The organism is Pantoea sp. B65, from assembly GCF_047308185.1.
Classification (GTDB): Bacteria; Pseudomonadota; Gammaproteobacteria; order Enterobacterales; family Enterobacteriaceae; genus Erwinia.
Genome location: NZ_JAHXPU010000042.1, coordinates 118,114 through 131,794, shown reverse-complemented (window position 1 = coordinate 131,794; position 13,681 = coordinate 118,114). Strand labels below are relative to the sequence as shown.

The window sequence follows — 13,681 nt, the reverse complement described above, 5'->3', positions numbered from 1 at the left end:
CTCAATGACGGGTTCGGTAGACTTCAATCAGTTCGGTGATCAGCTCTTTGGCGAGGATCGACGTCATCAGGTGATCCTGTGCATGTACCATCACCAGCGTCATTTTGGTTTTACCTTCGCCTTCGTCAGCCTCAATCAGTTGAGTCTGTACCAGGTGCGCTTCCCGTGCGTAATGCTGAGCCGCTGTCATTTTTTCATCAGCAATGGCGAAATCGCCCTCTTTGGCACTGCGCAGCGCTTCATAGCAGAGACTACGTGATTGCCCGGCATTAATAATGATGCCCATGATTTGCTCTTCTAATTCCATAACGGCCTCTTACCTCAAAGATAAATGTTACGCAGTTTGTGAACCTTCAACGGCATTCGCTTCATTGGCGCTGTTGGTTTCCTGTGCCAGCAGCTGTTTTTCATACGCTTTAAGGAAGGGGTAATACATGACGATCGCGATGACCATACAGATAAGGCACATCACAACCGGACTGAAAGCCCAGTTTGCCGCCCATGAGGCACCAATCGGAGCGGGTGTCGTCCAGGGTGTCATCGACACTACGCGCGCGACTAAACCAAACTCGAGCGCAAAATATGCCAGCGTGGCATTCACCATCGGGACCAATACAAATGGGATAAACAGCAAAGGATTCATAATAATCGGCGCACCGAACAGAATCGGCTCATTGATATTAAACAGGCCCGGCACGACGCCCATGCGTCCGATGGTGCGTAAATGCACCGCCTTGCTTCGCATCAGTAAAATAGCCAGTGGCAAAGTTGATCCGACACCACCGATTAATAAGTAGTGATCCCAGAATCCCTGCACATAAATATGGGGAATAACGCTACCTGCCGCCATCGCAGCCTGGTTAACTGACAAGTTTGCCATCCAAAAAGGATTCATGATCCCGGTGACAATCAGAGCGCCGTGAATGCCGGCAAACCATAAAATTTGACAAACCAGCACTGAAAGTAAAATGGCAGGCAAAGTGTCCGATGCGGCGACCAGCGGTTTCACCAGTGACATAATGGCTTCGGGAATGATCATCCCAAGCTGGGCTTCAATAAAAAGATTCAAAGGGTGTAGCGTTAACGCTACAGCCAGCACCGGCAGCAGAATTTCAAATGAACGGGCAACGCCAGTCGGTACTTCAGGTGGCAGACGGATGGTAATGTTATTTCGTTTGAGAAAGGCGTATAGCTCAGTGGTATAAATTGCGATAAGTAGCGCAGTAAAAATACCTTGCCCTGCAAGATAGTCTGTCGAGATCTGTCCATTTTTCAGCGGCGCCGCGACCAGCAAGAAACCCATCAGTGACAACATGCCGGAGGTGAGCGGATCAAGAGCGTGATGACGCGCCAGACTGGCGGCGACCCCGACGGAAATAAATATGGTCATGATACCCATACTGAAATTGTAGGGTAACTTAAGACTTTCACGATGATCTAATGAAAATTGTAACCAGGCGCGGGCGAACCCCCAGCTGGTATCCGGCGAAAACGGCGGGAAGATAAAAACCAGCATAAAGGAGCCCACAATCATAAACGGTAGGGCGAGAATAAAACCATCACGAATGGAGGTAACATATTTTTGCTGGCCGACAGCACCGGCCATAGGAGTGATCTTATCTTCAATCACCTTCATAAATTTCGCATACAGAGAGCTCATTTCTTATCCTTTATTTATTATTTTCAATTAAGGAAAGGGCAAAATCTAAAACCGCAGCGCCTTTTTGCATGCCGTAATCCATCATGTTGATGGGTTCAACCTTGATGCCATAAGCACTGGCTTTATTCTGCAAATCTTTTTGCATGTACTTCACCTGCGGCCCCAGCAGCACAACCTGATAGTTAGCCACTTGCTGTTCAAATTCCGCTACGCCGAACGCTTTGATATCAACTTCCAAAGCGCGCTTATTCGCCTCATCCACCATTTTTTTAACCAGCAGGCTGGTAGACATGCCAGCGGAACAACAAAGCATGATTTTTTTCATCGAAATCTCCGGTCTGAGTAAAAACAATGAGCGGACTATAATTACATGGACTCAAAACGGAAAGCGCTTTCCGTAATTGTATCCATTAAATGTGAGGACGATCACCAGTTGCAGGCTTTCACTTTGGCTGGATGTGGGCGATGATCGCGGAACTTCACCGCCGCTATAGGTTTCGCCATGAACATTCATCTTATGAATGTTGCCGTTACGCTCATTGAACAGCGTGTAACACCCTTTGCTAATATGCTTACCCGAAGCCCGCATATCACCGCTATGCGTGATAGCTTTGCGCTTGCCATGCCGTTTGTCATCATCGGCAGTCTGATGGTGCCGCTGATTTCCCCGCCGTTTGCCATCAACTCTGGCTCCTGGTATGGCGCTTACTATCAGTTAATCCGCCCTCTGCTGCTGCCGACCTTTGAACTGACTATTGGCCTCGTGGCGCTGATTATTGCTTTTGGCGCCAGTGCAAGCCTTGCCAAGCAGTACCAGCTACCGGAACGGTTATCTGGCCTGACGGGATGTCTGGCTTTTTTAATCTTTATTGGCTTTAAAGAGAATGCGGGGACTAACGTTTTTCTCGGTGGGATGGGGATATTTAGTGCCTTAATATCAAGCTTTTATACAATTGAAGTGATGCGTTTTTTTTACCGCAAAGGCTGGTGTATTCGCTTACCTGACGAGGTACCCGTGATGACGCGCAATAGCTTCCAGTTACTGGTGCCGCTACTGGCTATCATGCTTTCGATTACCGTTATCAATGCCGTATTGAAAGCCAGTATCGGCATGATTTTACCCAATTTAATCAGTGAAGCATTGCGACCGCTCATTATCGCCTCAGACACGCTCACGGCCTTACTCATTTCTCTGCTCATCTGCAATTTGCTCTGGTTTGTTGGCATTCACGGGGCCCTGATTATCACCGGCATCATGAATCCATTCTGGATGACTTATCTGGTTGAAAATCAACAGGCTCTGGTGGAGGGCGCCAGCCCATTACCTCATATCTATCTTCAGGGATTCTGGGATTTTTATCTGCTGATTGGCGGTATAGGCTCTACCCTGCCGCTCATCTTTATGGCGATGCGTAGCCAATCCCGACAGTTAAAAAGCGTAGGGAAAATCGGCCTAATACCATCATTGTTTAATATCAATGAGCCGATTTTGTTTGGTTTTCCCGTTATTCTTAATCCCTTGTTTTTAATTCCATTTATATGTGTCCCGATGATTAATGCCTGCCTTGCCTGGTACCTGACGCAACTCGGAATCCTTGATCGCGCAGTCGCCATGCTGCCATGGTCGATGCCATCGCCGATCGGTGCAGCCTGGTCGGCCAATGGCAGCTGGAAAAACATGTTTATGTGTCTGTTTGCATTTATCAACGCGTGGATGATTTACCGCCCATTCTTTAAAGTGTACGAAAAGCAACTCACTGAATCTGAAAGAAAATAGTTCCCCCCCCTCGACTTCCCTGCTGCCAGCGCATCCTTTGTGCTGGCATCTGCGCTGTTTTTTCTTGCTGAAAAGAGATCTCCGTCACGATTTATAAAGCATTTAGTAACATTTTGTGATGCAATCCGGCAATTACGGAAAGCGCTTTCCGTAATTGGATTTACATTTCCATACTTAATCCGTAAATTTCCCCCGCGCCATACACACGCTCTTTCACTAAAAAAAGAAAAGGGAAAATATGAAACGCTTCAACCGATTGACGCCTCTGTTTTTACTGATCAGTTCAACGATTAGTGGCCTCGCTTATGCCGAACAATACGATTTCACCATGCACGGTTATATTCGTTCCGGGATCCTTGCCAATAGTGACGGTAATCGGGCCGACTCCGTCGGCCTGATGCCAGACGGGAAATTCCGCCTCGGCAACGAAGAAGACACCAAGATCGAACTTATCCCGCAAGTCACGCTGAAATCTGACTCCGGCGTCATCGCGAAGATCCAGACCAACATTACCCATCAGAGCAAATGTACTTCTGACTGGAATTGCCTGGATGATGACAGCAAAGCCGTGCAGTTCCGTGAAGGATACGCCGAGCTGACTAACCTTGATTTTGCTCCAGAGGTCAATTTTTGGGCAGGTAAACGCTATAGCAGCTCTAACACATCCAGTCACCAGTTCGACTGGGAATATATCCAGTACAACGGCACCGGCGGTGGTTTCGATAAACTTGATCTGGGCTTCGCACAGTTTGATGCCGGGATCTACGCCTTTACGACAACTGATGAATCCAAAGCATATCCCGTAGAAAAAGGTGAGCAGGGTTACCCGGATGATTACTCCCTTAATCTGTGGTTCAAGAAAATTGGCGGATCGCCTGTCGATCTGCAACTGGTCGGTCACCATATGAATAACAACGAAAATCATATTGGTGCGGCGGAAAAAGGTTACGGCTTAACCGGGGTGTACAACTTCGATGGCTTTTACGGCCTGCCAGGGGGTTACTCGAAATTTGTCGTCCAGTACGGTCGTGGTTTAGCCGCGGGTGATTCACTGGGAAAAAATGGCTGGGGATGGGCGAACCTGGATGATACGCAATCATGGCGCGTTATTCTTGACGGGCTGGCGTCATTCGGAAACGGCTGGGAAGTTTCAACCTTTACCTACTACCAGAAAGACAAAAATTACCGTTGGTGGAGCAGCGATAGCGAAGGCTGGGGACGTTCCAGCTGGGTTGCGGGTATTCGTCCTTATCAGCAAATCACCAAAAACTTCGCCATGCAGTATGAAGTCGGCTACGAATATCTTGACGATAAAAACTACAAAGGGGTTGATGGCAAAGGAAAAGGTGGCCTGACCAAAATTACTATTGCGCCAACCTTAACGTTTGATTCCGGTTACTGGAGTCGCCCGCAAATCCGGGTATTTGCCACTTACGCAAAATGGGATAAGGGCGTTTCAGATGCCCTGGACGGCAACTATAACTGGAGTACAAATACGATTGGATCGGGTGGCTATAGCCGGAGTGGCGAGACAGACACGCTGAACTTTGGTATCCAGGCTGAAGTGTGGTTCTGAGGAGAAAAATGATGAAATTTCCCGTAAGAACCCCGCTGCTGTTATCCCTGCTGACGGCGCTGGCAAGCTGCGGCGCCATGGCGGCAGAACCGTCTCATTTCGACAACTTTATCACCCGCCAGGGCGCGCAGTTAATGGATGGCAGTAAAACATTCCGCTTTGCCGGGATCCATGCGCCAGAATTGCACCGCATTGAGAACGATGCTCGCGGTGTCTGTAAAGCCGATCCCCGTGGGTGGGGGCAATACTTCGCCTGGCCAACCGCTGAAGAACAGGAGAACTGGATCAAAGCCTTAGTGCAAACCGGGGCAAAAGCACAGCGTGTTTACGTACTTTCAGTTCAGCAGGAAAACGATAAAGCCTGCGAGCGCGAAACCCATATCCTCGCTCCGGCAACGCCAGACGGCATGCCGCGCCTGAATGAAAATGCGATGAAGGTTTATGACAACATGATCGCTGAGGCTGATAAACAAGGGCTGCGATTAATTTTGCCGTTTATCGATCGCTGGCAGTGGTGGGGTGGCAGTGAACAACTGGCGGCGTTTTATCATGAGAAACCAGCAGATTTTTATAACACCGGCAGCAAAACCTACAAGGCTTATCAGGAGGTTATTCGCCAGGTCGTCACACGCACCAATACGATTACCGGGCGCCCGTACTACGACGAAAAGGCCATTATGGCCTGGGAAACAGGCAATGAACTGGAAGATACCAACGCCGACTTCCTGCAACAAACGGCGGCGCTGATAAAGAATCTGGCACCTCATCAGCTGGTCGTTGATGGCACCTATAAGAAAATTAACGCTTTTTCAGTCAACGACCCGAACGTTGATATTGTAAGCAACCACTATTACACCAATGCCGGGAATAACCACCCGGATCAGGTGAAAAAAGATCTGCAGGCAATTGGCGGCAAGAAAGTCTATCTCGTCGGTGAGTTCGGCTTACTCGAAAGCCAGGCTTTGCACGACATTATGCAATCGATTGTACATACGGAGGTGAATGGCGCCAGAGCCGCGGGTGGATTTATTTGGGGCTTCAGGGGACATCGTCACGATGGCGGCTTTTATTGGCATAAAGAGTATACCGGTCACTACAGTTACCATCTGCCAGGCTTCGCGCCAGAGGGAAACGCGAATCAGGAAATGGAGGTCGTCAATCTGGTACGTGACGCCGCGGCTCAGATGAACGGACAGGAGAAAACGCCGCCGCTTCCGGCGCCGGATGCGCCAAAGTTACGTGAAACTCACTCCCCATTTGCCATTAACTGGATGGGCGCTGCCGTCGGTCGCCGCTATGACGTCGAGCGTGCAACATCGCCAACCGGCCCCTGGAAAGTTGTCGGTGGTGATCTTTCCGACGGGATACAGGAATGGAACCCGGCCACGATGGATCTGTTCCGCGATGATTACGCATCACTGACTTTGGGTAAAACCTATTACTACCGGGTAATAGCAAAAAATGAGTCCGGCATTTCCGCACCTTCTAACGTTATCAGCGTGGCGCACACCCAGAATAACCAGGCTCCGGTTATTGAACTAAAGGCGACAACGACCACCACGCAGAACAGTGGTCTCAGCCTGGATGTGAGCTGGCAGGATGACAATCTTCCGGCTCGTAAAGTGACTGAACTGTGGACCAGTACTGGCGCCAAAGAAGCGCATTTATGCAATGCACATAAAGCATCTACCCGCGCATGGTTCTCTGAGCCGGGAGTATATCAACTGACGTTTACCGCCGATGATGGCTTGTTAAAAAGCAGTAAAACCATAGAGGTAACAGTCACCAAAGCAACCGCGAAAGCCCCCGCCGATTTTTGCCAATTCGACAGTCATCGCCTGAGCGTGAAGCAGGCAAAAATAACGGCCATCCACAGTACGGAAAACCCGCTGGCAACGGATAAGCATGGCTTCCTTGGCGCATTCACCAACGATGGCGACAAAGTTAGCTGGCAGGTGGATACGCCATGGGACGGCGAATATCTGCTTCACATCAACTTTAACGCTAAATGGGGAAGTAAGAAAAACTCAGTGCAGGTTAACAATGATAAACCGCTACAAATTGAGTTTCCACAAACTGATGAAACCGGCCAGCAGCAGGTGATTCCGCTACGCCTGAAGCAGGGTAGCAATACCATCAGCCTCGGTAAATATTCCGGCGACTGGGGATATATATTCATCAAATCCATTCAGGTTACCACAAATTAGTTCTTTTGCTGCGCCCTGACCGGCGCAGCTTATTATTGAAACAGGAGGATATATGACCATATTTGCGTTTCCGGAAAAGTTTTTATGGGGCGCGGCGGCTTCTGGCCCACAAACTGAAGGCACCGAAGGTAAACCGCATCGTTCCATTTGGGACAGCTGGCATGCTCACCAGCCAGAGCGTTTTTTCGCAGGTATTGGCCCGGAAAAGGTTTGCGAAACGCTGCATAAATATCAAGAAGATGTCGCACTGATGAAAAACATCGGTTTTAACTCGTTTCGTACTTCCATTCAGTGGTCACGGCTGATCGAAGACTTTGAAACCGGTAAACCAAATGAGGAAGCGGTACGCTTCTACAACAATTATTTCGACGAAATGATTAGTAACGGCATCGAACCGATGATCAATCTTTATCATTTCGATATGCCTGAAGAGTTGCAGCAGCGCTACGGTGGATTCGAGTCCAAACACGTTACTGAACTTTTTTCGCGCTTTGCCACCACGGCTTTTCAGCTTTTTGGTCACAAAATCAAATACTGGATAACCTTCAACGAACCTATCGTGCCGGTGGAAGGTGGTTATCTGTATGACTTCCACTACCCATGTAAGAAAGACGGAAAGCTGGCCGCCCAGGTTGCCTTTAACATCATGCTGGCGCATGCCAAAGCGATAAAGTGCTACCGTGAACTGGCGTTAACCGGTGAGATTGGCGTGGTGCTTAACCTGACGCCAACCTACACACGTAGCGATTCGGCGGCAGATAAAAAAGCAGCGTGGTATGCGGATTTACTGTTCAACCGAAGCTTTCTTGATCCTCTGGTCAGGCATCAATTTCCGCAAGAGCTGTGTGAACTACTGGCGACCCATCACTGCCTGCCGGAAATGTCCAAAGATGAAGTGATGCTGATCACTGACTCGCGGGTAGATTTTCTCGGTGTGAATTACTACGTGCCTCGCCGGGTCAAAGCCCGCGAAGCGGAATATACGCTCGACTACTTTACCCCTGAATACTATTTCGAAAACTATATCGATCCGAACGGGCGCTTCAACCCTTACCGTGATAACAACGAGATCCTACCTCAGGCGATCTACGATATTGCAACTAACATCCGTGACAACTACGGCAATATTAAATGGTATTTAGCGGAGATTGGCATTGCGATGGATTTAGAGTCAGAAGGTCCCGTACAGCCGGATGGCGTGATTGACGATAGTTTCCGCATTGCGCTAATGGAAGAGCATCTCATTCAGTTACACCGCGCGATTGGCGATGGCGCCAACTGTTTCGGCGTACATCAGTGGACCTTTATTGATAACTGGTCGTGGATCAACGCCTTTAAACGCCGTTACGGTTTCTATCGTCTCGACCTCACAACCGGTAAACGGCAAATTAAGCGCAATGGCCTGTGGTTTAAAAGCTTAGCCGAGAATAACCAGTTTATCTGCGAGGGACCTCAGTCATGAACCACCATTATTTCTACCCATTAACCAACGTGGTAAAAAATTATCCGTGGGGAAGCCGTAGCGCCATGAGTCAACGCTTTAATATCCTCAACCCGGACGCACTGCCCCAGGCAGAATTATGGATGGGAGTTCACCCGTCAGGTATTTCCCAGGTTAATTCTCAGGGAGTACCGATGGCGCTGTCGGAACTGATTGCCCGGGATAAAACCGCGATGCTTGGTGATGACACAGTTAAGCGCTTCGGTGATTTACCATACCTGCTGAAAATCCTGGCCGCAGAGAGTGCGCTATCGATTCAGGTGCACCCTAAAAAAGCCCAGGCTGAAGCCGGGTTTGCGCGAACAGCTCCGTCGCCCTCTTCTGAGATTCCTGATTATAACGATGCTAATCATAAACCTGAGTTGGTTTATGCCATCACCTCATTTATCGCCATGAATGGTTTTCGCGCGATCAATAGCATTGTGGAAAATTTTAAAGCACTGGATATCCCGCCACTGAATGAAGCGGCCAACAAACTGGCACTGCATCCGGATGCAGAAGGACTCAGGGCTTTCTTTGTCGCACTGATGCAGATATCGCCGGCAAATAAAGAGCAAGCGATCCAGCGGCTGAGCAGCGGTAATATTTCGCTGTATGACGAGGCGCTGGTGAATATTGTTCAACGGCTTAAGCAACATTACCCGAATGATATCGGCGTGCTGGCCCCGCTGTATCTGAATTGTGTGACGCTACAACCCGGCGAAGCGATGTTTCTCTACCCCGGAACACTTCACGCCTATATTCATGGCACAGCGATTGAGGTGATGGCAAGTTCAGATAACGTTTTGCGTGCCGGGTTAACGAACAAAAAAATCAACCTTGAGGAGCTGGTCTGCTGTACAACATTTGAGCCTGCCGACCAGGCGACCCTTTTGATGTTACCTGAGCGGCAAGACGGGCAAGCACGTTATCCGATCCCGGTAGATGATTTTCGTTTCAGCATTTTTACCGCCACAGTCGATTATCAATTACAAACCCGCAGTGCAGAAATTTTGCTGGTTATCGATGGGGCCGCCACGCTTAAGCATATCAATGGCGAAATGCTGAGACTGGAAACGGGTCAGTCAGCGTTTATTCCCGCATCCACCGGCGACTGGAGTCTTACCACCACGGGAAAGCTGTGTAGAGTTTCTTGTTGATTGGCGTGTCGGTAAGCTCATGGGGAATACCGGTGAGCCTGACCTGCTTGCGATAGATGTTCCAGCCTGGCGAATCAGGCGATCAGCCAGATTCGCCAGGCGGCTGAAAATTGGTTATTATCCGCCCCCCACTCTCCATGCGGGCAGCCTGATGTCTACGATTTTCGATACCTTTATTGCCCCGCCGTGCCATGACAGGATAGAGATTCTCTATCAGGATGATCACCTGGCGCTGATTAATAAACCCGCCGGGCTACTCAGCCTCTCGGGAAAAAATCCGCAAAATCTGGATTCAGTACATCATCGGCTGGTACAGATATTCCCCGGCTGCACGCTTGCCCACCGTCTGGATTTCGGTACTTCCGGACTGATGGTGATTGCCCGCAATAAGGTTATCAATGCCGCCCTTTGCCACCAGTTCAGCCAGCGCACAGTGAGCAAAGTGTACAGCGCACTGCTCTGCGGACACCTGAGCGATAACGAAGGGGTGATAGACGCAGCAATTGCCAAAGATCCGGCGCGGTTCCCGCTGATGTCGATTTGCGCAATCCATGGCAAGCCCGCTCGCTCCTGCTATCGGGTGGTTGAGCGCTTATATCATCAGCTGGGAGACGGGACGTTACTGCCATTGACGCGGGTACAGCTCACCCCGGAAACCGGGCGCACTCACCAACTCCGCATCCACTGTCAGCAGTTGGGCCACCCTATTTTGGGCTGTGACCTGTATGGCGGCCGCCTGCTGCCCGGCACCGAACGGACGCCGCGGCTGATGCTTCACGCCAGCGAACTGCATTTTGTTCATCCCGTTAGCGAAGAGAAGATCAAAGCCCGTCATGCCAGCCCGTTCTGAAAGCGAAAATAGCGGTAATGATACCGCCACGCAAACACCCGGCGTGGCGCCAGAGGGCATACGCAAGAGCTTAATCAGCAGACATTGATGGTAAAACCCGCCATCAGCAAACGTGAATTACCACATCAAATCATCGGGCACTTTAAAATCGGCATACGGATCTTCTTCATCTTGCTCTTCCTGACTAAGGGCACTATTTAATACAATACTGCTCGCATCTCGCTGCGCAATTTTATCGGCAACGCTGGCGGGGATAATTGCATATTGGCTCTCTCCACGGTTATCAACAACCAGACGGGCAATAGCGAGGCGGCCACTGATCAGCTGAGCCTGCGTCAGCTTATCCACAACTATTTTTTTTATTAAATTGTTATCCGTGAAGTTAAACCCAATATTGCCTTTTGCAATGTCAATTTTGTTCATTTCAATTAACTGCTTCACCTGAGCTTTATACTCTTTAGATAACACAGCTTCTTTTTGTTGTTGGCTTAGCTGTTTATCACGCTCAAGTTGTGCTTTTTTATTTTCTTCCACCGCCTCTCTTGCCTCACGAGTCTGAACTCGTGATTTTTTAGCCGTTCTCTGGACTTTGGCCATTTTTTTGCTGGTCACTAATCCAGCTTTTAACATCTGCTCTTGTAAGGTGAGTTTTGCCATCTTCGTTTCTAAACCAGTTGAATAATTTGTGGGATTATACCTGTAATTTTTGAGGCTGCACCAGGTTGCCGTACCTGATTACGATGCCGCCTGAGGTTGGAGGGATTGATCAGAGGCTGAGGCGATCCGTTCTCCGGCCACTCCTTTCTGTTGCGCGGCGCAGTGGCAACCCGCTACCCCATGGCGGAGAACGGGGGATCAGTGTAGGTCAGGTTGCAAGTCAAATGGTCAGGAACCGTGCGCAAACGGTCCCGACCATTATCGGTACGGGTATTACCTGGCAGTATTAAAAAAGGCCACGGTTTCCGTCAGCCGCCGGGTTTGATCTTCCAGAGCACTTGCCGCTTCCACCGCCTGCTGAACCAGCACCGAGTTCTGGTGAGTCACCGCATCGATTTGCACAATGGCTTCGTTCACATGGCTAATCCCTTTGCTCTGTTCTTCTGTTGCGACAGAAATTTGCGACATAATATCCGAAACGCTATGCACAGCCTCGATCATATCGTTGATATTGCTGCCGGCGATTTTAATCTGTGAAGAGCCGCTGTTGACGCGCGTCACCGACTCTTCCACCAGACCTTTGATCTCCTGCGCAGCCTGAGAGCAGCGTAGCGCCAGGTTACGCACCTCGCTGGCGACCACGGCAAACCCCTTGCCTTGCTCACCGGCCCTGGCCGCTTCCACCGCCGCATTCAGGGCAAGGATATTGGTCTGAAAAGCGATGCTGTTTACCACCTCGATAATACTGGCTATTTTCCCGGCGCTTTCAGAAATACCGTTCATGGTGTCATTCACACTCTGCATGACCACGCCGCCGCGCGAGGCAATCTCCACCGCGCCACGAGCCAGTTCGCGTGCCTGCCCCGCATTCTCCGCATTTTGTTTTACGGCGGCGGTAATTTCTTCCATGCTGGAGGAGGTTCTTTCCAGAGAGATAGCCTGCTGCTCAGAATGCGCGGCGATTTCCTGGTTTCCGGCGACGATATCATGGGTACTGGTGTTGATTATCTCAGCCCCATCGCGGATCTCTTCAATAACCGCAGTCAGTTGCTCGCGCATCATGCCCATTTCATATATCAGGCTTGAGTTGTCGCTGGCTTTTTTATCAACCGTGCGCGACAGATCCCCTGCGGCAATGCGCGCGGCAACTTCCACGGCATAGCGTGGCTCTCCTCCGAGGGCTTGCAAGGTACTCCGGTTAATCACATACACGAAAATAGAGAGCAGCATGCTGATGGCAACAAATACAATAATATTCTGATAAAGCGAGGCGAGAAACGCCTTGTCGATATCATCAACATACAGGCCGGTGGTAATTATCCAGCCCCAGGGCGACCACGGAATGTTGTAGGCAATTTTCGGCAGAGGTTCCGTATCGCCCGGACGGGGGAAAACATAAGCAGTATAACCGGCCTGGTTGTCCCTGGTGACGGCCACCATATCCCGGAAAATATATACCCCATTGGCATCAGCGACGTCAGGCCCTTTGCCAATCAGCTTTGCATTGATTGGATGCATAATAACCTGCGCCTGGGTATTCAGAACCGTAAAATACCCGGTTTCGCCATAGCGCAAATCCTTAATCGTCTGGATGGCACGCTGTTGCGCTTCCGCCTGTGAAATCAGTCTCTTGTCAACAAGATCGGCCTGCGTCTTAATGATGCTAAGGGCCAGTTGCGAGACTTCCCGTAATTCGTTTTTCCGCAGTGTCAGTTGGCCTTCTTTAACCTTTACCGAACCAAAGAATAATGTCCCGGCAAGGCACACCAGTGCGACGACGAGTGGGAGCCAAAGTTTATGGGCAAGAGATAATTTCATGGCATGATTACCTGTTATTGTTTTATATGGCGGGTAACGCGTCGGCCCTGGTATCAGGCCGGGGCTTTAGGTGTTTATCGGAGAATTTTTCAAAAAAGTTAATCGATAAAAGCTATATGCAGGCCTGATATGTTATTTTTTTGTTATTAACAAATTAATTCTGTACCAGTGAAGATTTTATTTGTACGGTTGTAATTAACTGATTGAATTCCTTGCAGCTGCCCGGCCTGCTGACAGCGCTTGATTTGCCAGGTGGGCAAGGCGACTGGATACTCTGCTCCGCGTTGCTCTTGCAACTGCCGGGCCCATTTACCGATAGTGAATTTGCCCACAGGGTTCACCGGAGCAATAGCGATGACGCCGGGATCCTGACCGAATAGTTACCGCGCGGCGTTAAGTCTGAGTCCGGAGCGGATATGTCGTCAGCCACCTCCGGCGCAGGTGTCGGCATGGTCATAAGGTGATGATATTTCCTCTGTTCAGATCACCAGATTAC

12 protein-coding genes are annotated in these 13,681 nt (G+C 49.8%); 6 read left to right on the top strand and 6 right to left on the bottom strand.

Translation table 11 applies throughout. The features are described from left to right. Position 1: 1 nt before the first annotated feature. From JWF83_RS21965 to JWF83_RS21955, 3 genes are read right to left on the bottom strand one after another with little or no spacing between them, the layout of a single operon-like run. Positions 2 to 307 carry a PTS lactose/cellobiose transporter subunit IIA gene (locus tag JWF83_RS21965; protein WP_413652642.1) on the bottom strand — a complete coding sequence of 102 codons (306 nt, stop codon included), beginning with the start codon at positions 305 to 307 and terminating at the stop codon, positions 2 to 4. 27 nt (positions 308 to 334) lie between these two features. After that, positions 335 to 1,660: a PTS sugar transporter subunit IIC gene (locus JWF83_RS21960; protein WP_413652641.1), complete on the bottom strand. Its 1,326-nt coding sequence runs from the start codon at positions 1,658 to 1,660 to the stop codon at positions 335 to 337. A 10-nt stretch (positions 1,661 to 1,670) separates the two neighbouring features. Next, the gene (locus tag JWF83_RS21955; RefSeq protein ID WP_413652640.1) at positions 1,671 to 1,985 is read right to left on the bottom strand and encodes a PTS sugar transporter subunit IIB; all 315 of its coding nucleotides are present in this window, start codon (positions 1,983 to 1,985) and stop codon (positions 1,671 to 1,673) included. Between the two features lie 177 nt (positions 1,986 to 2,162). Here JWF83_RS21955 and JWF83_RS21950 point away from each other — a divergent pair, with 177 nt between their 5' ends. The 6 genes from JWF83_RS21950 (at position 2,163) to JWF83_RS21925 (ending at position 10,710) form a co-directional block, all read left to right on the top strand. Next, complete coding sequence (locus JWF83_RS21950) at positions 2,163 to 3,437, top strand: PTS sugar transporter subunit IIC (protein ID WP_413652639.1); 1,275 nt, start codon at positions 2,163 to 2,165, stop codon at positions 3,435 to 3,437. A 238-nt stretch (positions 3,438 to 3,675) separates the two neighbouring features. Continuing rightward, a complete protein-coding gene (locus tag JWF83_RS21945) occupies positions 3,676 to 5,013 on the top strand; it encodes a maltoporin (protein WP_413652638.1) in 1,338 nt (445 codons plus the stop codon). Between the two features lie 11 nt (positions 5,014 to 5,024). Next, positions 5,025 to 7,220: a CBM35 domain-containing protein gene (locus tag JWF83_RS21940; RefSeq protein ID WP_413652678.1), complete on the top strand. Its 2,196-nt coding sequence runs from the start codon at positions 5,025 to 5,027 to the stop codon at positions 7,218 to 7,220. A 52-nt stretch (positions 7,221 to 7,272) separates the two neighbouring features. Next, positions 7,273 to 8,682, top strand: a complete 1,410-nt coding sequence (locus JWF83_RS21935) for a glycoside hydrolase family 1 protein (RefSeq protein WP_413652637.1) — start codon at positions 7,273 to 7,275, stop codon at positions 8,680 to 8,682. Beyond that, positions 8,679 to 9,860, top strand: coding sequence for a mannose-6-phosphate isomerase, class I (gene manA, locus JWF83_RS21930; RefSeq protein ID WP_413652636.1), 1,182 nt, complete (start codon positions 8,679 to 8,681; stop codon positions 9,858 to 9,860). Before JWF83_RS21935 ends, manA begins: the two co-directional genes overlap by 4 nt. A gap of 151 nt (positions 9,861 to 10,011) precedes the next feature. Further along, on the top strand, positions 10,012 to 10,710 hold the full coding sequence (locus JWF83_RS21925; protein ID WP_413652635.1) for an RluA family pseudouridine synthase: 699 nt from the start codon (positions 10,012 to 10,014) through the stop codon (positions 10,708 to 10,710). A gap of 117 nt (positions 10,711 to 10,827) precedes the next feature. Here the strand turns inward: JWF83_RS21925 and JWF83_RS21920 are convergent, their stop codons facing one another. The 3 genes from JWF83_RS21920 to JWF83_RS21910 form a co-directional block, all read right to left on the bottom strand. After that, positions 10,828 to 11,367, bottom strand: a complete 540-nt coding sequence (locus tag JWF83_RS21920) for a DUF2058 domain-containing protein (RefSeq protein WP_413652634.1) — start codon at positions 11,365 to 11,367, stop codon at positions 10,828 to 10,830. Between the two features lie 273 nt (positions 11,368 to 11,640). Next, the gene (locus JWF83_RS21915; RefSeq protein ID WP_413652633.1) at positions 11,641 to 13,185 is read right to left on the bottom strand and encodes a methyl-accepting chemotaxis protein; all 1,545 of its coding nucleotides are present in this window, start codon (positions 13,183 to 13,185) and stop codon (positions 11,641 to 11,643) included. A gap of 146 nt (positions 13,186 to 13,331) precedes the next feature. Further along, positions 13,332 to 13,517: a hypothetical protein gene (locus JWF83_RS21910; RefSeq protein ID WP_413652632.1), complete on the bottom strand. Its 186-nt coding sequence runs from the start codon at positions 13,515 to 13,517 to the stop codon at positions 13,332 to 13,334. Between the last annotated feature and the right edge of the window lie 164 nt (positions 13,518 to 13,681).

Excerpts from the sequence above, each read along its gene's own strand:
- JWF83_RS21965 (WP_413652642.1), bottom strand. The coding sequence starts at position 307 with ATGGAATTAGAAGAGCAAATCATGGGCATCATTATTAATGCCGGGCAA.
- JWF83_RS21960 (WP_413652641.1), bottom strand. The coding sequence starts at position 1,660 with ATGAGCTCTCTGTATGCGAAATTTATGAAGGTGATTGAAGATAAGATC.
- JWF83_RS21955 (WP_413652640.1), bottom strand. The coding sequence starts at position 1,985 with ATGAAAAAAATCATGCTTTGTTGTTCCGCTGGCATGTCTACCAGCCTG.
- JWF83_RS21950 (WP_413652639.1), top strand. The coding sequence starts at position 2,163 with ATGAACATTCATCTTATGAATGTTGCCGTTACGCTCATTGAACAGCGT.
- JWF83_RS21945 (WP_413652638.1), top strand. The coding sequence starts at position 3,676 with ATGAAACGCTTCAACCGATTGACGCCTCTGTTTTTACTGATCAGTTCA.
- JWF83_RS21940 (WP_413652678.1), top strand. The coding sequence starts at position 5,025 with ATGAAATTTCCCGTAAGAACCCCGCTGCTGTTATCCCTGCTGACGGCG.
- JWF83_RS21935 (WP_413652637.1), top strand. The coding sequence starts at position 7,273 with ATGACCATATTTGCGTTTCCGGAAAAGTTTTTATGGGGCGCGGCGGCT.
- manA (WP_413652636.1), top strand. The coding sequence starts at position 8,679 with ATGAACCACCATTATTTCTACCCATTAACCAACGTGGTAAAAAATTAT.
- JWF83_RS21925 (WP_413652635.1), top strand. The coding sequence starts at position 10,012 with ATGTCTACGATTTTCGATACCTTTATTGCCCCGCCGTGCCATGACAGG.
- JWF83_RS21920 (WP_413652634.1), bottom strand. The coding sequence starts at position 11,367 with ATGGCAAAACTCACCTTACAAGAGCAGATGTTAAAAGCTGGATTAGTG.
- JWF83_RS21915 (WP_413652633.1), bottom strand. The coding sequence starts at position 13,185 with ATGAAATTATCTCTTGCCCATAAACTTTGGCTCCCACTCGTCGTCGCA.